Origin of the sequence: Streptomyces jumonjinensis (assembly GCF_009600885.1) — a bacterium.
Classification (GTDB): Bacteria; Actinomycetota; Actinomycetes; order Streptomycetales; family Streptomycetaceae; genus Streptomyces; species Streptomyces jumonjinensis.
Window position 1 is genome coordinate 65,014 of sequence record NZ_VCLA01000156.1, and the last position, 18,028, is coordinate 83,041.

Genomic DNA, 18,028 nt, shown 5'->3' on the forward strand with positions numbered 1-18,028 from the left:
TCGATGTGCGCACGGACCCCCGCGGACTCCACGAGCAGCAGAGCCCATAAGAGATGACGGAACCGCCCGATCATCCCCATGCCCCACCCCCTCCTCGACCGCTGTTCGCGTTCCGCTCGGCGAGCGCCGCCGAAAGCCGGTCGGCCGTGGTCGCGGGGCGAACGTGCTCCCGCAGCACATCCCACTCGCACCCGCCATGGACCGGCCGGAGCATGTACCGCGTCCCGTACTCCTCCATGACCTCCCCCACACGCTTCGTACGGATGTCATACGCGAGAGACCCGACCGCGAGAGCCTCGTTCATGTCGCCCCCATTCGAGCGCGGTAGTCGGCGAGCCCCATGTAGAGGCGAGCAAGGGTGGCTCGGTTCGCCCGGGGGAAGGGGCCGCGCGGCGTGCCAGGAGGCAGTACGACCGTGACCGGTCCGTCCGGTCCCTCAACAGCCCAGGGCACCGACCACGTGGCCGCGCGGTTCTCCCACCGGACGTACTGACGGGCGACAAGCTCGCCGTCCGTGAGGGTGCGCTCCCGTATGGGCAACACATGCTCGCCGGGGGCCGTGACGGTCTGGCTCTCCGCGCCTTCCTGCCGTGAACTGTTGATCATGAGGCTGCCTCCTCGCTCGCTCCCCCGGTGTTTCGATGCGTGTCCAGAGGAGCACAACTTGCCCTAGACTCCCCGCACTTGTTGGTTCCTGCACAAGCACTGGCATCGATCGACTCTTGACTAGAGAGTGAAAAGATGAGGTCAAACGCATGAGCGACGACGAACCCTCAGCGAACTTGCATCCGTTCCAGTCATTCGGGCTTGACGTGAAACAGGTACGTAAGGCCCGCAGGATGACGCAGAAAGGCCTAGGGCGTGCCACGGGCTACTCAGAAGGACATGTCTCCCGCTTCGAGTCGGGCAAGGTGGTCCCCACCGAGAAGTTCGCGGTCGGCGCTGACAGGGTGCTGGGGACGGGTGACCTGTTCGCCCGCCAGCTCCGGCGCATCATGGCTGACCTGGCGGGCAACCATCCGAACTGGTTCGTTCCGTACGTTGAGCTTGAACGCGAGGCATCACGGATCTACGACTACTCGACCACGTTCATCATGGGGATGCTGCAAACACCGGAGTACGCACGGGCCACACTCCGCGCCGGAGTTCCACGCGAGACAGCCGATGTGGTTGAGAGCAGGGTTGTCGCCCGCATAGGGCGTCATGCGGTCATGGAGCGGGAAGCGCCTCCACGGCTGTGGGTGGTGCTCCATGAAGCCTGCCTACGGACGGTAGTTGGTGGCAGGGAGGTCATGTCTCAACAACTCGAACACCTCGCTCGTGAGGCGGTTTCACCGAGCATCACGTTGCAGGTACTGCCCTACAGCGAAGGGGCCCCGGCCTATCACCTGCCGTTCACGCTGCTGGGGTTCGTCGATGCTCCCACCCTGCTCCACGCCGAAGGACCACAGGGCGGACGGCCGTACGACACCGCCCATACGGTAAGCGCCGCCATCGATAGCTACGATCATCTGCGGGCGTCGGCACTATCGCCCCCGAAGTCGATTGCCCGTATCCAGGAAATCGCCAAGGAGTACGCCAATGAGCAACGACGCAGTAACCGTTTGGATCAAGTCGAGCTACAGCGGGCCGGATGGAGGGCAGTGCGTCGAGGTGGCCCCCGCGTACGCCCCGTCCGGCGTCGTGCCCGTCCGGGACAGCAAGCTCAGTGACGGGCCGGTCCTCATGGTGTCTCACAGCGCGTTCACCGGATTGGTGACGCTCGCCCGCACCGCCGATGTGATCTGAGGTCCCCGCCTCGGAGAACCCCGTTCGGTGACCGACCGGACGGGGTTTCCCCTGTCCGGCCCAGAGACGCAAAGGGCCCCCGCACCCGCCGCCCTTCTGGGGTGACGAGCACAGTCCCCCTGGGCGTAGGGCCTACTCCGTCCGGGGGGACCCCCAAGAGGCTGGGTTTGCTGAGGCTGCCCGGCACCGGGGATAGACGGCGGGCGGTTTCGACCTGCATGGGAGGGGGCCGCGCAGGGGTGGTGCCGGGACGTAAAGCGTGATTGTGGCGCGAAGGAGGCCCGTCATTGAACAAGGGCTGGAAACGCGCCCGTAAATCATGAGTCCCGGCACCACCCCGGAGCGGCCCCCGGACCCCAGCACACCGCCGCCCAGCCCACACCGAAGCACCCGCACCAGCCCCGAAGCCCCGCAGGGGAGCTCACCCCGCCGTGGACTCCGACAAGGTCTCTCCGACGTCCACGAACTCCTTCCGCTGCGCCACCAGCCGCCCGTCCCGCACCACCTGGAACGTCACCCGCCAGTTGACGATCCGGGGGAACTCGCCGATGCCGATCATGTCCTTGTACTCCCAGCGCAGCTCGGGGGTGAGGCCCCCGGTCGTCACCCGCACCCCCCGGCTGAACGCCTTGGTGAGCTGGTGCGGAGTGACTTCATCCGTGTCGAGTGACTCGATGACCTTCCGCAGCACGGTGTAGGCGATCCAGGTCGTCTGCGCCCCGGGGTCGGCCGCGTCGATCCGGTTGTCGCCGAAGGCGTGATCGGCGATCACGCGTTTCATCCCGCTCCAGCGGGGATCCCCCGCCGCCGGATACCACCCGGTGATGAACGCCCCCTCGAACACGCCCTTCCGCCCGCCCGTGCGGTCGATGAGCGGCTGGCCCACGCTGCCGAGCACCGAGGAGACCCTGACCGTGAGGTCGTCCTCGGGCAGCCGCCGGAAGGAGTCGAAGAACGTCTCGGTGCGGTCGCCGAGCGCGGCGGTCACACAGCCGGGCCGCGGCTCGCCGCCAGCCTCCCCGGCCCCCGCCTCCTCCGGGACCCCCGCCTTCGCGCGGGCCGCCCCGGCGGCCTCGGTGTAGTCGGTGGCGTCCTCGGCCGCGAGCACATCGGCGGCCCGGTTCCCGCCCTCGGCGAGCCCGGTGTTCAGCAGCGCGGGCAGCTCGTCGCCGGCCAGCGAGTCGGGCCGTACCAGCGCGACCCGCCCGCAGACGTCCGCGAGCTGGACCCCATGACCGGCGAGCAGGGCCGCCTGGCCGCCGTTGACGGGATAGGACAGAAAGCTGGTGAACTCCTCCTCGGAGATGCCGAACCCGCCGATGAAGGGGATTCCGGCGGCCTCCAGGGGAGCCATGAAGGAGCTGCCGTGCTGGCTGTACGAGCCGACGACCGCGTCCACCTTCTCCCTGGCGGCGCGGCGCGCGCAGTCGGCCGCGCCCTGGGAGGTGTTCTCCTCGTTGCAGGTGATCACCCGCAGCTCGTGCCCGTCGATGCCGCCCTCGGAGTTCACCCAGCGGGCGTACGCCTTCGCCATGGCGGGCATCCCGGGCATATTGGTCGCCTGGGTCTTCTCCGGGGCGAAGGTCATCACCGTCACGGGCTCCCTGGACCCGCCGCCCGCGCCGGGCAGGACACCGCAGCCGGCGACCAGCACCGCCCCGGCGGCCACGGCGGCCGTCGCCCAGGACGGACCGGGCCGGGGAGCGCGGGCCCGTGCGGAGCGGGTCCAGGAGGGGCGGGTCCAGGAGGGGCGGGGGGAGAGCGAACGTCGCCTGCCGGTCATGGGCCCTCACATTTCCGCCGCCCGGGTAACGGCGGAGTGTGCGCTCTTCAACGAAGGGTGACCGGAAGGTGAATTGCGGGGGGCCTGCGGGCCGGGCGAGGGCAGACCGTACGATCGACGGCGTGCAGCAGCAAGGACCGGTCCCCCCTTCCCGTCGCGGCCGTCGCTCATCCACCATGGGCGGTATGCCGCTCAATGACATGCCGTGGTGGCGCTGGCGCACACAGGTGCGCTCGGCGCTGCATATGCTCTCCGACCCCGTCTTCCAGCAGGAGACCTGGCTGGCCGGCCTGGAGGGGTACGGCGATGTGACCGACGCCGTCTACCGGCTGGTCGAGGACACCTGGCTGGACAACTGGTCCGCCGAGAAATACGTCGGCACGATCTTCCGGGACCCCGACGAGGCGGCTCTGGTCGACGCCGCCGTCCTGCGGGTGCTGCGGATCATGCACCAGGTGGGCGCGGACGCCCATGTGGCTGCGTATATGGCGCATCATGGCTGGCCGGACGCGGTGCGGGCGTGCCGCGACGCCCATGTGCGGCTGGCGACCGGCGACGGCGAGGACCCGGACGCCCCGCCCCGCTCGCTGGATGTGCTGCGGATCATGACGCGTACGGCTTGACCGTTCTGTGGACGTCTGCCCTCCCGGGCGGCCGGATATGGCACGCTACGGGGATGACCGACCAGTACGTCCTGACGCTCTCCTGCCCGGATAAACAGGGCATCGTGCACGCCGTATCGAGCTATCTCTTCATCACCGGCTGCAATATCGAGGACAGCCAGCAGTTCGGGGACCGGGACACGGGTCTGTTCTTCATGCGGGTCCACTTCTCCGCCGAGTCGCCGGTGACCGTGGAGAAGCTGCGGGCGAGCTTCGCCGCCGTGGGGGACGCCTTCGAGATGGACTGGCAGATCCATCTCGCCGAGGAGCCCATGCGGATCGTCCTCATGGTCAGCAAGTTCGGCCACTGCCTCAACGATCTGCTCTTCCGCGCCAGCATCGGCGCGCTGCCGGTGGAGATCGTCGCGGTGGTCTCCAACCACCGGGACTTCGCCGACCTGGTCGCGTCGTACGGCATCCCCTTCCACCACATTCCGGTCACCAAGGAGAACAAGCCGGAGGCCGAGGCGCGGGTGCTGGAGCTGGTGCGCGCGGAGGACGTGGAGCTGGTGGTGCTCGCCCGCTATATGCAGGTGCTGTCGGACGATTTCTGCAAGCAGCTCAGCGGCCGGATCATCAATATCCACCACTCCTTCCTGCCGAGCTTCAAGGGCGCGAAGCCGTACCACCAGGCGCATGCGCGCGGGGTGAAGCTGATCGGCGCGACCGCGCACTATGTGACGGCCGATCTCGACGAGGGCCCGATCATCGAGCAGGAGGTCGAGCGCGTCGGCCATGGGGTGACCCCGGAGCAACTGGTCGCGGTGGGCCGGGATGTGGAGTGCCAGGCGCTGGCGCGCGCGGTGAAATGGCACGCGGAACACCGCATTCTGCTGAACGGCCGCCGTACGGTCGTGTTCGACTGACCCTCGCGTAAGGTCATCGGTGCGGCGGGGGCGTGCGGGCTCCCGCCGTTCGGCGTTCCGGCGGGGGCTCGACCACCGTTCGGCGTTCCGGCGGCGTTCCGCGTCCGCCTCGGGGCATCACATCCGGCGGCTCAGCCCGGGGGCCTCACATCCGGCTCAGCGACGCGGCGGCGAACAGCACATCCCTGATCGCGTCCCGGTCTCCGTCCTGTCCCGCCGCTGCCTCCTCCGGGGAGACATGGCCCGCCACCAGATGGCAGAACTCCACCCGGTCCAGCGCCACCTGGGCGACGGCGTGATCCGCGGAGCCCAGCGCGGCGGGCGAGTCGAGCGGGATGTACCAGTCGCCGCCGCCCGCGCCCTCGATCTCCAGATGGAGCGAGCGGCCCGGCGAGCCCGCCGCCACCAGATGCCTGGCCGGGCCCGCGAGCCCCGAGCGACGGCGGCCGGCCAGCGCCGCGGGCAGCAGCCGGGCCGCCAGATCGACCATCCGGTGCAGATGGGAGCCGCGGGGCGGGTCGTACGGATAGTTGACCGCCTCGGCGATGTCGTCGGCGTGCATCCAGCACTCGAAGGCCCGGTCGAGTAAAGAGTCCTGGAGCGAGAGGGAGAAATCGCTGTAGGAGACGGAGAGGTCGGCCACCCCGTGGCCCGCGAACGAGACGGTACGGATCAGGGTGTGGCTCTGGTTCCGCCAGGGCGCGTGGACCTCGCTGGCGACGGGGCGGCTCTCGGCGAGCCAGAACTTCTCGGTGCGCTCCGTCGGCGCGTGGGGCGCGTCCCGGCCCAGCGGGTCGTCGAGCCCGAGCGCTCCGGCGACCAGACCGTCGACGGTCAGCAGGTGCCCGATGACCCCGGCGACCGTGGTCGCGCGGTGCACCGGCTCCCCGCCCTCGAACCATCTCAGCTGGACCGGCCTGTTCCACTCCGCTTCGCCTATGTCCCGGAGCAGGGCGTCGAGCCTGGCGGTCTCCGCGTCGTACGGCGAGGCCCACTCCGGCACCGGGATACGCGCGGGCCTGCGGCCCAGACAGTTCTCCAGGACCCGGAACCTCAGCAGCGGATCGAGGTCCAGATCGCGCTCCGTGTGCAGCAGCGCGACGGCGTCCCGCAGCCGCAGGGCCTCGTCCGCGCAGGGCGCGCACTCGCCGAGATGAGCCTCGACGGCGTCGGTCTCCTCGGCGGAGCAGGCGGAGAGCGCCCAGGCGCCGAGAAGGGATCGGAGCACGTCATGGGACGGGGTCTCGGTGCCACCGCCGGGTGTTGCGGACATATCGGCCTCGGGTGGTGCTGTGCCGCGCTGCGGCGGCAGGGGTGCGTGCTGCTGGGTCGGCGGCCGGTCCGGGGCCGGGGGCCGGGGTGGCGGTGGTCTGAGATCGTCCGGGCCGTCCGGGGCCTGGTGCGGGGGTGGTCCGAGATCGTCCGGGGCGGCGCGTGGCACGGGTACGCGCGGCGCGGCCTCCGCCTCGCCGTCTCCCGCGTACGCGTCGTACGCGTCGTACGGGCCGTACGACCCGGGCGGTACATGGGGATGGGGTTCGTCGTCGCGGCTCTCGTCCAGCGGCCCGCTCACAGGGGCCGCCCGTATCCGGCGTATCCGGGCGGTGCGGAACCCTCCAGCGGCCGGGTGTGGGCGGTGGACAGCAGTTGGAGGCCGAGCCGCAGCCGGCGCCGGGCCTCGTCCTCGCTCACCCCGAGGTCCCTCGCCGTCTCCCGGTAGTCCCGGCGCTGGTGGTACGCCAGCTCCAGCGCGGCCCGCAGGGGTGCGGGCATCGAGGTGACGATGTAGTCGGCGCGGGCCGCGACCGCCGCCCGGCGCACCTTCTGCTCCACCTCCTCCGACGAGCCGTCGCCCCGCGCCAGCGCGGCGGCCTCGCTCTGCCGCAGCCGGTGCACGGCCTGGCTGTTGGTGAGCTTGGCGACCCAGGAGCGCAGCGAGCCCTGCCGGGGGTCGTAGGCGTCGGGGTTCTCCCAGATGTAGCCGAACACCTCACGGGTCACCTGGTCCGCCGCCGTGTCGTCGTCGAGCACCCGGTGGGCCAGCATGTGCACAAGCGAAGCGAACCGGTCGTACAGCTCGCCGAGTGCCGCGGCCTCGCCCCGCGCCAGCCGCTGCTGCATTCTGCGGTCCCAGCGCGGCGGTGTGTCCTGTGCCATACGGCCCCCAAGTCTCGCCCTGCGTAGTGCGTTCGTGCCTTTCCGTACGTGCCCCCGGTTTCGAATGTAATGTGCGCGACGACTGACGCACGCCCCTTTGCTTCAAGTGCGCCCCCCGGGGAAGGCCGACATGGTAGAGGGGCTGCGCCCGGGAAGAATCTGCCACAGGCACGGGGTTTTATGCCTGGAGGGTGGGGAAAAAGCGTGAATTGGGGAGGTTCGGTGGTGACGCTCGCAGTGGATGAGGCCCGGCGGGGCGTATGGACCGTGCTGCGCATCAGCGGCGAACTGGATCTGGTGACCTCGCCGGAGGTCCGCCGCCAGGTGCACGCGGCGGTGGCCGCCGGCCGCCGCGATGTGGTGCTCGATCTGTCGGACGTGCTGTTCTGCGACTCCAGCGGTATCGGCGTGCTGATCGCGGCCCGCCGGCTGCTGCACTCGTGCGGCGGCAGACTGCGGCTGGTCCTGCCCGCCTCCGGGGCGGCGGAGGGTTCGCATATGAATCGGGTGTTCGGGGCCCTGGGCGTGCGCCGGCTCTTCGAGGTGTACGAGAACGCGGGCGCCGCGACGGGCGACGGGCCGGAGCGGCTCACGGCGTGACGGGGGCGCGGGAGGGCCGCCCGGGACGGGTCCGGGGCGCGGCTTCCACTTAATTGGCGGGTACTTGCACGCGTCAGCCTTTCGGGGCCGTACGCTCCCCGCATGGACAGCGCAGAGTACGAGCGCAAGATCGCGTCTCGCTTCGCCGCCTTCGACCAGGACGGCAATGGCTATATCGACCGCGAGGACTTCAGCGGGGCGGCGGCGGCGCTGCTCGCGGAGTTCTCCACGACCGCACGCTCCGATAAGGGCCAGGACCTGTACAGCGGGGCGGAGGCGTTCTGGCAGGGCATGGCGGGGATCGCCGATGTGGACGGTGACCAGCGGGTCTCCCGTCAGGAGTTCATCACGGGCGCGGTGAAGCGGCTCCGGGACAACCCGCACCGCTTCGCGGAGATCGCGCGCCCGTTCCTCCATGCGGTGATCCGCATCGCGGACGTGGACGGAGCCGGGGTGACCCCGTCGGCCGTCCAGCGCGTGCTGACGGTCCTGGGCGTCGACCCCGCGAAGGCGTCCCTGGCGGCCCAGGCCCTCGATACGGACGGTGACGGCCGGATCGGCGAGGAGGAGGCGCTGGAGGCGTTCGCTTCGTACTACGTGACCCCCGAGCACCCCTGAGACCACCGGTACGGGCCCGCCTCGCCGCCACGATCGCGCGGGGCGGGCCGTACGCAGCCACCAGGACGGTGCCGTACGCGCCGTACGCGCGGGCACTCCCTAGCCGAAGCGCTCCCGCAGCCGGTACTTCAGGACCTTCCGCAGCGTCTCGTTGCGCGGCAGCTCCGCCACCACCTCCAGCTGCTCCGGGAGCTTGTACGCCGACAGGCCCGCCGCGCGGAGGAAGGCGACCAGGGGTTCCAGGGTCAGGGGCGCCGCCCCGGGCGGCTGTTCCACCACCGCGCAGACGCGTTCGCCCCGTACCGGGTCCGGGAGACCGATCACCGCCGCGTCCGCCACCCCGGGGTGGGTGTGGAGCAGCTCCTCGATCTCCCGCGCCGAGATGTTCTCGCCCTTGCGGATGATGACGTCCTTCAGCCTCCCGGTCAGCACCAGATGGCCCTCCGGCGTCAGCCGGCCCAGGTCCCCGGTGCGCAGAAAACCGTCCTCGTCGAAGACCTCCGCCGACTGCGCCGGGTCCAGATACCCCTGGCACACCGCCTCGCCGCGCAGCCGCACCTCGCCGTCGGTGATCCGGATCTCCATCCCCTCCGGCGGCCGGCCCTCCGTCGTCGCCAGCAGCTCCGGGGCGTCCCCCGGGGAGCCCATGGTGATCATCGGCGCCTCGGTCATCCCGTAGCCATGGGTGAGCTCGCACCCCAGCTCCCGTACGACGTCGTAGTACAGCTCCGGCGGCTTCGGGGCGCCGCCGCCCGCCAGCAGCCGCAGGGTCGGGATCAGCTTCCGGCCCGGGGTCTCGCGCTGTTCGGCCAGGAACATCGTGTAGAAGGCGGTGGAGCCGCCGGCCAGGGTCACCCCGTGCCGGCGGTACTCGGCCAGCGCCCCGGGCAGCGCGAACCGTTCGAAGAGGACCGCGGGGAACCCGTACAGCAGAAGCGTCACCAGATAGTCCGCGCCGCCTATGTGCGCGTACGGGAACGCGATGGAGCCCACGTCGTCCGCCGTCAGCCGCAGCGCGTGCGCCAGACAGGAGCCGCCAGCGATCAGGGAGCGGTCGGTGTGGAGCACGCCCTTGGGGTCGGACGTGGTGCCCGAGGTCCAGTAGATCCAGCGGGCGTCCGTGCCGGACGCGGGCGGCGGCGGCAGCCGGCAGGGATTCCCCGAGGGGAGCGCGTCATACGCCTCGAAGACCCCGCGCGCCCCGACGCGCCGGGCCATCGCCGTATGGTCGAAGCCCCGCCACTCGCCCGGCACCGCGAAGAACTCCGCCTTCGACGCGCGGAGCGCGAAGGCGACCTCCCGGTCCCGGTGGAACGGGATCACCGGTGTCTGCACCGCGCCGATCCGGGCGAGCGCCAGGGAGAGCAGCACGGTCTCGATCCGGGTGGGCAGCTGCCAGGCGACCACGCTCCCGGGGCCCACTCCCCGCTCCAGCAGCCCGGCGGCGACGCGTTCGGCGCGGTCGTGGAGCGCTCCGAAGGTCAGGGCGCGGTCCTCCTGGAGGAGGGCGGGCCGGTCCGGTGTCAGCGCGGCCCTGCGGCGGACCAGTTCCCACAGGGTGCGCGACGCGCCGAGCGCGCGAGCCGTCCCGTACCCGGCTCCGGGGTCGTCCATGGGCCCGCCTTTCAGCTGATGCACCGTCAGTTGCGTGCAGAGCGTAGGGTTCCGGCGCTTGTCGGTCCAGAGGCGGGGGGTTAGCCTCGTCGTCGGGACAGATATCTGACGATGCATCAGATACGGGCCCCAGCCAGACGGGCAGCCCGGAGCGGGCACACGGGCGGTCCCGGTCGGGCGGCCCGGAGCGGGCACACGGCGGAGGGGAACACCATGACCGAACTTCCTCGGATCGTCAGCGTCGACGACCATGTCATCGAACCGGCGCACCTCTTCGAGACCTGGCTGCCGGCGAGATACCGGGACAAGGGGCCCAAGCCGCTCACCGAGGGCATCGGCGAGCTCGCCTACGTCGGCGGCAAGTACCGGATCACCATGGACCCCGGCGGCCCGCCCACCGACTGGTGGATCTACGAGGACCTCGCCTTCCCGTACAAGCGCAACATCGCGGCCGTCGGCTTCGACCGGGACGAGATGACCCTGGAGGGGATCACCCGGGCGGAGATGCGCCGGGGGTGCTGGGACCCCGTCGCCCGGCTCGCGGACATGGACCTCAACCATGTGGAGGCGTCCCTCTGCTTCCCGACCTTCCCCCGGTTCTGCGGCCAGACCTTCGCCGAGGCCCGGGACAAGGAGGTCGCCCTCGCCTGCGTCCTCGCGTACAACGACTGGATGGTGGAGGAGTGGTGCGGCGACAGCGGCGGCCGGCTGATCCCGCTCTGTCTCATCCCGCTCTGGGACATCGGCCTCGCCGTCGCCGAGATCCGCCGGAACGCGGAGCGCGGGGTGCGGGCGGTGACCTTCAGCGAGATCCCGCCGTATCTGGGACTGCCGTCGATCCACTCGGGGTACTGGGACCCGTTCTTCGCCGTCTGCGAGGAGACCGGGACCGTGGTCAACATGCACATCGGGTCGTCCTCCCAGATGCCGGCCGCCTCCCCGGACGCCCCGCCCGCCGTGCAGGCGTCGCTCAGCTTCAACAACGCCATGGCCTCGATGACGGACTTCCTCTTCAGCGGGGTGCTGGTCCGCTTCCCCCGGCTGAAACTCGCCTACAGCGAGGGACAGATGGGGTGGATTCCCTACGCCCTGGAGCGCGCCGACGACGTCTGGCGGGAACACCGGGCCTGGGGCGGCGTCAAGGACCTCGTCCCCGAGCCGCCGTCCACGTACTACTACCGGCAGATCTACTGCTGCTTCTTCCGCGACAAGCACGGCATCGCCTCGCTCGACGCCGTCGGCCGCGACAACGCCACCTTCGAGACCGACTATCCGCATGTCGACTCGACCTTCCCGCACACCAAGGAGGTCGCGCTCGACCATGTGAAGGGGCTGGACGACGAGACCGTTTACAAACTGATGCGGGGCAACGCCATTCGTATGCTCGGCCTCGATCTCGACCGGGACCGGGACCGGGACCGCCAGTGGAGCTGACGTACACCCGCGAGGAGGAGCACTTCCGGGCGCGGCTGCGGGAGTGGCTCGCCCACGCCCTGCCCCGGCTGCCCGCCGAGCCGTCGCCCGGCGACTGGCCGGCCCGGCGGGCGTACGACACCGCCTGGCAGCGGATGCTGTACGACGCCGGATACGCACAGGTGCACTGGGACGCCTCCCCCACCCAGCGGCTGATCTTCCTGGAGGAGACGGAGACCGCCGGAGCGCCCTATGTCGGCGCCAACTTCGTCGGACTGCTCCACGCCGGGCCGACCATCGCCGCTGAGGGGACCGCCGCCCAGCGCGAGCGCTGGCTCCGGCCGATCCTGCGGGGCGACGAGATCTGGTGCCAGGGCTTCAGCGAGCCCGATGCGGGCTCCGATCTCGCGTCGCTGCGGACCCGGGCGGTACGGGACGGGGACTCCTACATCGTCACCGGAGCCAAGGTCTGGACCTCGCACGCGGAGGTCGCCGACTGGTGCGAACTGCTGGTGCGGACCGACCCGGACGCCCCCCGCCACCGCGGCATCACCTGGCTCGCCCTCCCCATGGACGCGCCCGGGGTGACCGTACGGCCGCTGCGGACCCTCGCGGGCTCGGCGGAGTTCGCCGAGGTGTTCCTCGACGGGGTACGGGTGCCGGTGGACCACCGGATCGGCGACGAGAACGACGGCTGGCGGGTCACGATGGTGACCCTCTCCTACGAACGCGGGACCGCCTTCGCCGGAGAGGTCGTCGCCTGCCGCCGGACCCTGCGGGAGCTGGCTGCCGCCGCGCGGGAGAACGGCCGCTGGACCGATTCCGTGCTCCGGCGCAGACTCGGCCGGCTGCACGCGGAGTTCACCGCCCTCTGGCGGCTCATCCAGTGGAACGTCAGCGAGGCGCGGGTGACCGGCGGGGCGCCGGGACCCGGCGGCTCGGTCTTCAAGCTGCGCTACTCGCACGCCCGGCAGGAGCTGTTCGACGCGGCGGCCGAGGTGCTCGGGACCGGCGCCCTGGATCTGGACCGGCCCTGGACCCTGGACCGGCTCTCGTCCCTCTCGTACACCATCGCGGCCGGCACCTCCCAGATCCAGCGGAACATCATCGCCGAGCGGATCCTCGGCCTTCCGAAGGGCGGCTGACGCCATGGACTTCCGGCTGACCGGGGACCAGCGGGCGCTGAAGGACGGGACCCGGGAGCTGCTCGGCCGCCTCTGGCCGGCCGCCGCGCTCCGGGAGGCCGCGCTCCGGGACGCCGTGGACCGCGCGGGGCTGCGGAAGCTCTGGCGCGCTCTCGGGGACGCCGGGTTCTTCGCGCTGCGGGTGCCCGAGGAGTCGGGGGGACTGGGGCTCGGGACGGCGGAGGCCGCCCTCGTCTTCGAGGAGGCGGGGCGGGCGCTGCTGCCGGGACCGCTGGTGGCGACCCATCTCGCGGCCGGCACGGTCCCGGGGGCGGCGAGCGGCGAGCGTGTGGTGACCCGTGTCGACGGCGGCCTGGTGGCCTGGCTGGACGCCGCCGATCAGGTGCTGGGGGGTGCGCCCGCCGGGGCCGTCGCACTGCGGTCCGTCGATCCGCTGACCCCGCTGCACCGGGTGCCGGATCCCCCGTCCGGGGCATCTTCCGGGGCGGTCTCGGGGTCCGGGGCCGGGTCCGCCTCCGGGGTCGGGGCCTCGGAAGGGCCCTCGGTCGGGCCCTCGGCCGGCTACCACCCCGTCGCCGCGCTGCTCACCGCCGCCGAACAGCTCGGCAGCGCCGGACGCACCACCGAGACCGCCGTCCGCTACGCCAAGGAGCGCGAGCAGTTCGGCCGGCCCGTGGGCGCGTTCCAGGCCGTCAAGCATCTCTGCGCCGGGATGCTCGTACGGACGGAGATCGCGCGCAGCGCGGTGTACGCCGCCGCCGTGACCGGGGACGCCGCCGAGATCGCCGGGGCGAAGCTGCTCGCCGACGACGCGGCCGTGCGGAACGCGCGCGACTGCCTCCAGGTCCACGGCGGCATGGGGTTCACCTGGGAGGCGGACGTCCATCTGCATCTGAAACGGGCCTGGGTACGCGCCCTGATGCGGCCCGTCGCGGCGGAGGCGGAGGAGATCCAGGCGGAGACGCTCGGTACCGACGGGTCACGGTGACGCCTTCGAATGGCACCCGATGTCACTGAGCGTCGATATCGGGTTGTGTCCTTGGGGCGGCTGTCACAGCCCCTTCCACCGGCCTGGCTCCGGTACCCTCCGTGAGATGCGAGTCGTATGGAGTTCGCTGGCCAGACGGCCTACGATCCCCTGTTCGACTCCCCGTAGCGGGCGTCGCACAGTATGCACCACGGGTACTCCTTCGCGCTGGAATATGCCCGAAGCGCTTGTTGCAGTGACTGTATGTCAACCATGCTGTCTCGTAAGGGAGTCACTTTCGGTGACGTGGTCGAGGTTGAAGACCCAGTCGAGGCGCGAGGCGATGTGTCCGCCGGTTCGGATGGTGTGAGCGGTGCAGGTGCTCCAGGTTCAGTTGGAGGTCGGACCCGATCCCGCGGAGGTCGGGCGGGCTCGCAGATGGGCCCGTTCCCGGCTCGTCGGGTCCGGGATACAGGGTGATGAGCCGCTGACCGAGACCCTGATTCTGCTGATCTCGGAGCTGGTCACCAACGCCGTCGTGCACACCGGCTGCCCGGCCGTGCTGCGCGTGCTCTTCGGCGCGGGGCGGGTGGAGGCCGGGACCGTCCGGGTGGAGGTCGCCGACAGCTGCGCCCGCCCGCCGGAACAGCGGCACGCCGAGGGCGACGACACCCATGGGCGCGGTCTGGAGCTGGTCGACGGGCTGGCCGACCGGTGGGGCTGGAAGGCGGAGGGCCAGGGGAAGTCCATCTGGTGCGAGGTGGACCGGGGAGTGCCGGAGGCCGCGTACGAACGCGGTGTCGCGCGCCGCCTCGCCTCCGTACGGCCCTGAGTCCGGCGCGACCATTCATCTCTTTATATGTCTATTACCTCTTTGGCTGTATTTCCTGTGCGACCTCTATTTGCCATCGGAGTTTCGCGCTGTCATATCCCTGCCAGATCGCTAGGCACTCGTCCTACCCACACGGGAAGGCAGGAATATGGGCGGATTCAGGTTGTCGATCACCGCGTCGGGCATCGCGCTGACAGCCTCGGCGTTACTCCTCACCACAGGCGGCACGGCCCAGGCGGATTCGGCCTACAACAACATCAACATGCTGAAGCAGGAGAAGTCCCAGTGGTGCTGGGTCGCCTCCGGGCTCACCATCGCGCAGTACCACGGTTACGGCACCACACAGACGGATTTCTGCAATCGCGCCGCCCGCTACAGCGGCGGCCCCAGCTGCAACAACCAGCCCGCCAGGCTTGAGGACATGGCGAACGCCTGGTGGGACCTGGGCATGAGCAGGCCCGGCACGGGCCTCAACAGCGCGGCGTCGTTCAACCAGGTGAGCACCGACGTCAAGGCGTACCGGCCGATCGGCGCCCGCATCGGGTGGACATCCGGCGGCGGCCATATGAACGTCGTCTACGGCTACGACACATCGAACAACACCATCGCCGTCGCCGATCCATGGCCGAACACCGCCACGTACACCTGGTGGAACTACAACGACTACGTGAACAACAGCTCGTTCAAGTGGACCCACTCCCGGATCGGTATCTCCTCGTAGAGGCGGGCGACATGCGACATCAACGAACGGCTGTCAAGCGGGAGACCTCTCGTATCTCCCGGCTCTCCATCGTCCTGGCGCTGAGCGCGTTCGCACTGCTGTCCATCGCCGGCCCGGCCGGCGCCGCCGCCATCCCCGACTATCAGGCCGCCCTCGACGCGGTGAAGTCGCCCGCCGTCCGTGAGGCCGTCTGCCGCTTCCTCAGCGTGCCGGTGCCCGAGGGCGGCTCCCGGACACCGCTGAAGGTCCCCGAGAAGGCCGATCCCTGCGAGGGTCTGCCGACGTTCACGATCAAGGACCCGGTGGCGCTGAACGAGATCACGGCGGGCTTCGTCGCGGGGACGGCCCAACCGATCGCCACCGAGGCGATCAAGCTGAGCTATCTCGTGTCCTCGCTGAACGTCGCCGTCAACGGCCGCAACGTCACCGTCATGCTCGGTGCGACTCAAGGCGGCGGCTGGCATCTGGCAGCCGTGCGCGACGGCGACAGCGACACCACGTACGCCGGCAAGGCCACCCTGGGGACCCTGGTGTTCACCGAGCCGCAGCTGCGCGCCTGGTACCAGCTGAAGCTCACCACCGTCGCACCGCTCAACGATCAGGCCAAGGAGGGTCTCGACGGCAAGTCGTCGGTCTCGCTCAGCGACTACCAGAAGCTGGTCAGGGCCCGCTACGCCGACAAGCTGCCCGGCTCCGACTACGACAGCAAGGGCCTGTCCAGCGGTTACGGCACCGCGCGCGAGAGCGCCGACGCGTCGTCCTCGACCCCGCTGATCGTCGGCGGTGCGAGCGCGGCGCTCGCTCTCGCGGGCGGCGCCTTCGTACTCCGCCGGTTCCGGCTCCGGCGGCGGCGCGACAGCACCGCCTGAACCCGGCTCCTGTCGCCCCGGTTTCCCGCAGCATGCGGGGGCCGGGGCGACGCCGTGTCAGAAGACGGCGACCGGGGCCACCGGGGTCCCCGTCCCGCCGGTGAAGGGCTCGGGCATCGCGCAGAGCAGGAAGGAGTAGCGCTCTTCCTGCGCGCAGACGGCGGACAGCGTCTCCAGATTCCAGTTCTGGCCCTGGATCATCCCCATCTCGACCAGATGGAGGGCGTGTACGGGGAGCCAGAGGCCGTCGATCTCCGGCGGGATGATCTCGAAGGTGAGGGTGTCGTTCGCCACGGCGGCGACATCGCGGGCGTGGAACCACTCGGGGGTGCGCACGGACAGCCCCGGGGACGGAAAGCCGTAGCCGTGCCGGTCGCCCCCGAGATACCGCCCGATCTGGCCCGTCCGCACCAGGACGACATCCCCCGGGGCGACGGCGACCCGGCCGAACTCGGCCGCCTCGTCGAGATCTTCGGGGGTCACCGCGTCATCCGGGGCCAGCCGGTCGAGCCCCTTGGCGCGGGCCACATCGAGCAGTACGCCCCGGGAGACGAGATACGGGATCGTGCCGATGCCGCTGAAGCGGGCCCCGGCGCGGGCGGTGACGGTGTCGGCGGAGCGGCCGTTGTAGATCCTGCCCGAGTGCGAGACATGGGGCAGCGCGTCCCAGTGGGTCGCCGCCTGGAGGCCCATGGTCACGACATCGTCGCTGACGGCGAGGGCCCCCGGGCCGAACACCTCGTCGTTGATCTGGGTCATCGTGTGCAGGGGGTTCACCCGGCCGGGGATCATGCCGGTCTGGACGCCGTCCTGCTGGAGGGGGAGGGCGAGGGGGACCCGGCGGCCGGTTGCGACGGTGGCCGCGGCGGCGCGCACGACCTCATCGGTGATCAGGTTCAGGGTGCCGAGCTCATCGGCCTCGCCCCAGCGGCCCCAGTTGTTGACGCGTTCCGCGATCGCGTGGAACTCGGGGTGGAGGGGGTGCTGCCCTGTCTGCTGCCCTGTCTGCTGTTGGGGGAGCGGCATGGGATCGGGCCTCCTGGGTCTTGTGCTCGGGCGTCGGACCGGACATAAAATCTAACGGTCCGTCAGAAACTGCGGGAAGGGGCCGGGCGTGGGGAACTTCTTGACCGGCAAGGTCATCGCCGTCACCGGAGCGGGCCGGGGCATCGGCCGCGCGGTCGCCCTCGGCGCGGCGGCCGAGGGCGCGAAGGTCGTCGTCAACGACTACGGGGTCTCGATCGACGGCGGCGCCCCCGAGTCCGGGGTCGCTGGGGCCGTCGCCGAGGAGATCGCGGAGGCCGGGGGCTCGGCGGTCGCCGTCGCGGACGACATCGCGACGATGGCCGGGGGGCAGCGGGTGGTGGATACCGCGCTCGCGGAGTACGGCCGGATCGACGGGGTCGTGTGCGTGGCGGGGATCCTGCGGGAGCGGATGCTCTTCAACATGTCGGAGGAGGAGTGGGACCCCGTCGTCGCCACACATCTGAAGGGGACCTTCACCCTCTTCCGGGCGGCTTCGGCGGTGATGCGGAAACAGCGTTCCGGGACGCTGATCGGGTTCACCAGCGGAAACCACCAGGGGTCGGTGGCGCAGGCCAACTACTCCGCGGCGAAGGGCGGGATCATCTCGCTGGTGCGGAGCGCGGCTCTCGGGATGCACAAGTACGGGGTGACGGCGAACGCGGTCGCCCCGGTGGCACGGACCCGGATGTCGGCGAACGTGCCCATGGAGCTGAAGGAGATCGGGGAGCCCGAGGATGTGGCGGCCCTGGTGGTCTATCTGCTGTCGGACCGGGCCCGGGAGATCACGGGCCAGGTGTACACGATCGCGGGCCCGAAGATCGCGGTATGGGCGCAGCCGAGGGAGCTGAGGGCGGGGTACGCGGAGGGGGCGTGGACGCCGGAGCGGATCGCGGACTTTCTGCCGGGGACGGTGGGGGTCGATCCGATGCCGATGCTGGCCCAGTTGGAGGAGATGGCGAGGGCGGCG

At 70.6% G+C, this 18,028-nt stretch carries 19 protein-coding genes and 1 pseudogene; 13 read left to right on the forward strand and 7 right to left on the reverse strand.

Features of this window, described 5'->3' with window-relative positions:
- Positions 1-70 precede the first annotated feature (70 nt).
- Both FF041_RS20770 and FF041_RS20775 read right to left on the reverse strand, forming a co-directional pair.
- Positions 71-304 carry a hypothetical protein gene (locus tag FF041_RS20770; RefSeq protein WP_153524181.1) on the reverse strand — a complete coding sequence of 78 codons (234 nt, stop codon included), beginning with the start codon at positions 302-304 and terminating at the stop codon, positions 71-73.
- A complete protein-coding gene (locus tag FF041_RS20775; RefSeq protein WP_153524182.1) occupies positions 301-606 on the reverse strand; it encodes a hypothetical protein in 306 nt (101 codons plus the stop codon). Before FF041_RS20775 ends, FF041_RS20770 begins: the two co-directional genes overlap by 4 nt.
- A gap of 149 nt (positions 607-755) precedes the next feature.
- Between FF041_RS20775 and FF041_RS20780 the strand changes: the two are divergent.
- Together FF041_RS20780 and FF041_RS39165 are read left to right on the forward strand one after the other, a co-directional pair.
- Positions 756-1,502, forward strand: a pseudogene (locus FF041_RS20780) (helix-turn-helix domain-containing protein); the annotation flags it as partial.
- Between the two features lie 79 nt (positions 1,503-1,581).
- Positions 1,582-1,788, forward strand: coding sequence for a DUF397 domain-containing protein (locus FF041_RS39165; protein ID WP_228388445.1), 207 nt, complete (start codon positions 1,582-1,584; stop codon positions 1,786-1,788).
- 421 nt (positions 1,789-2,209) lie between these two features.
- On the opposite strand, the gene FF041_RS20785 is transcribed toward FF041_RS39165, so the two are convergent.
- Complete coding sequence (locus tag FF041_RS20785) at positions 2,210-3,571, reverse strand: ABC transporter substrate-binding protein (protein ID WP_153524184.1); 1,362 nt, start codon at positions 3,569-3,571, stop codon at positions 2,210-2,212.
- A gap of 176 nt (positions 3,572-3,747) precedes the next feature.
- Between FF041_RS20785 and FF041_RS20790 the strand changes: the two genes are divergently transcribed.
- Complete coding sequence (locus FF041_RS20790; protein ID WP_153486033.1) at positions 3,748-4,194, forward strand: SCO4402 family protein; 447 nt, start codon at positions 3,748-3,750, stop codon at positions 4,192-4,194.
- A gap of 53 nt (positions 4,195-4,247) precedes the next feature.
- Positions 4,248-5,099: a formyltetrahydrofolate deformylase gene (gene purU / locus FF041_RS20795; protein WP_153524185.1), complete on the forward strand. Its 852-nt coding sequence runs from the start codon at positions 4,248-4,250 to the stop codon at positions 5,097-5,099.
- A 145-nt stretch (positions 5,100-5,244) separates the two neighbouring features.
- Here purU and FF041_RS20800 read toward each other — a convergent pair whose 3' ends face one another.
- Both FF041_RS20800 and FF041_RS20805 read right to left on the reverse strand, forming a co-directional pair.
- Positions 5,245-6,672, reverse strand: coding sequence for a zf-HC2 domain-containing protein (locus FF041_RS20800; protein WP_407698177.1), 1,428 nt, complete (start codon positions 6,670-6,672; stop codon positions 5,245-5,247).
- The gene (locus tag FF041_RS20805) at positions 6,669-7,256 is read right to left on the reverse strand and encodes a sigma-70 family RNA polymerase sigma factor (protein WP_153524186.1); all 588 of its coding nucleotides are present in this window, start codon (positions 7,254-7,256) and stop codon (positions 6,669-6,671) included. The genes FF041_RS20800 and FF041_RS20805 overlap by 4 nt, the downstream gene beginning before the upstream one ends.
- A 225-nt stretch (positions 7,257-7,481) precedes the next feature.
- Here FF041_RS20805 and FF041_RS20810 point away from each other — a divergent pair, with 225 nt between their 5' ends.
- Together FF041_RS20810 and FF041_RS20815 are read left to right on the forward strand one after the other, a co-directional pair.
- Entirely contained in the window at positions 7,482-7,856 is a 375-nt protein-coding gene (locus FF041_RS20810; RefSeq protein WP_323392278.1) for an STAS domain-containing protein, read from the forward strand.
- Positions 7,857-7,958: 102 nt separating this feature from the next.
- Positions 7,959-8,474, forward strand: a complete 516-nt coding sequence (locus tag FF041_RS20815; protein WP_153485995.1) for an EF-hand domain-containing protein — start codon at positions 7,959-7,961, stop codon at positions 8,472-8,474.
- A gap of 99 nt (positions 8,475-8,573) precedes the next feature.
- Here FF041_RS20815 and FF041_RS20820 read toward each other — a convergent pair whose 3' ends face one another.
- Complete coding sequence (locus FF041_RS20820; RefSeq protein WP_153524188.1) at positions 8,574-10,088, reverse strand: class I adenylate-forming enzyme family protein; 1,515 nt, start codon at positions 10,086-10,088, stop codon at positions 8,574-8,576.
- A 213-nt stretch (positions 10,089-10,301) separates the two neighbouring features.
- On the opposite strand from FF041_RS20820, the gene FF041_RS20825 reads away from it, so the two are divergent.
- From FF041_RS20825 to FF041_RS20850, 6 genes are all read left to right on the forward strand, one after another.
- Positions 10,302-11,522 carry an amidohydrolase family protein gene (locus FF041_RS20825; RefSeq protein ID WP_153524189.1) on the forward strand — a complete coding sequence of 407 codons (1,221 nt, stop codon included), beginning with the start codon at positions 10,302-10,304 and terminating at the stop codon, positions 11,520-11,522.
- Entirely contained in the window at positions 11,513-12,646 is a 1,134-nt protein-coding gene (locus tag FF041_RS20830; protein ID WP_323392280.1) for an acyl-CoA dehydrogenase family protein, read from the forward strand. Before FF041_RS20825 ends, FF041_RS20830 begins: the two co-directional genes overlap by 10 nt.
- 4 nt (positions 12,647-12,650) lie before the next feature.
- Complete coding sequence (locus FF041_RS20835) at positions 12,651-13,634, forward strand: acyl-CoA dehydrogenase family protein (RefSeq protein WP_153524190.1); 984 nt, start codon at positions 12,651-12,653, stop codon at positions 13,632-13,634.
- Positions 13,635-13,986: 352 nt separating this feature from the next.
- Positions 13,987-14,445, forward strand: coding sequence for an ATP-binding protein (locus FF041_RS20840; protein WP_323392282.1), 459 nt, complete (start codon positions 13,987-13,989; stop codon positions 14,443-14,445).
- Positions 14,446-14,593: 148 nt separating this feature from the next.
- Positions 14,594-15,166, forward strand: a complete 573-nt coding sequence (locus tag FF041_RS20845) for a papain-like cysteine protease family protein (RefSeq protein ID WP_153524191.1) — start codon at positions 14,594-14,596, stop codon at positions 15,164-15,166.
- Between the two features lie 11 nt (positions 15,167-15,177).
- Entirely contained in the window at positions 15,178-16,035 is an 858-nt protein-coding gene (locus FF041_RS20850; RefSeq protein ID WP_153524192.1) for a hypothetical protein, read from the forward strand.
- A gap of 57 nt (positions 16,036-16,092) precedes the next feature.
- Here FF041_RS20850 and FF041_RS20855 read toward each other — a convergent pair whose 3' ends face one another.
- Positions 16,093-17,061 carry a cyclase family protein gene (locus tag FF041_RS20855; RefSeq protein ID WP_153524193.1) on the reverse strand — a complete coding sequence of 323 codons (969 nt, stop codon included), beginning with the start codon at positions 17,059-17,061 and terminating at the stop codon, positions 16,093-16,095.
- Between the two features lie 88 nt (positions 17,062-17,149).
- On the opposite strand from FF041_RS20855, the gene FF041_RS20860 reads away from it, so the two are divergent.
- Positions 17,150-18,028: SDR family oxidoreductase (locus FF041_RS20860; protein WP_323392284.1), on the forward strand; the 879-nt coding region annotated here is incomplete at its 3' end.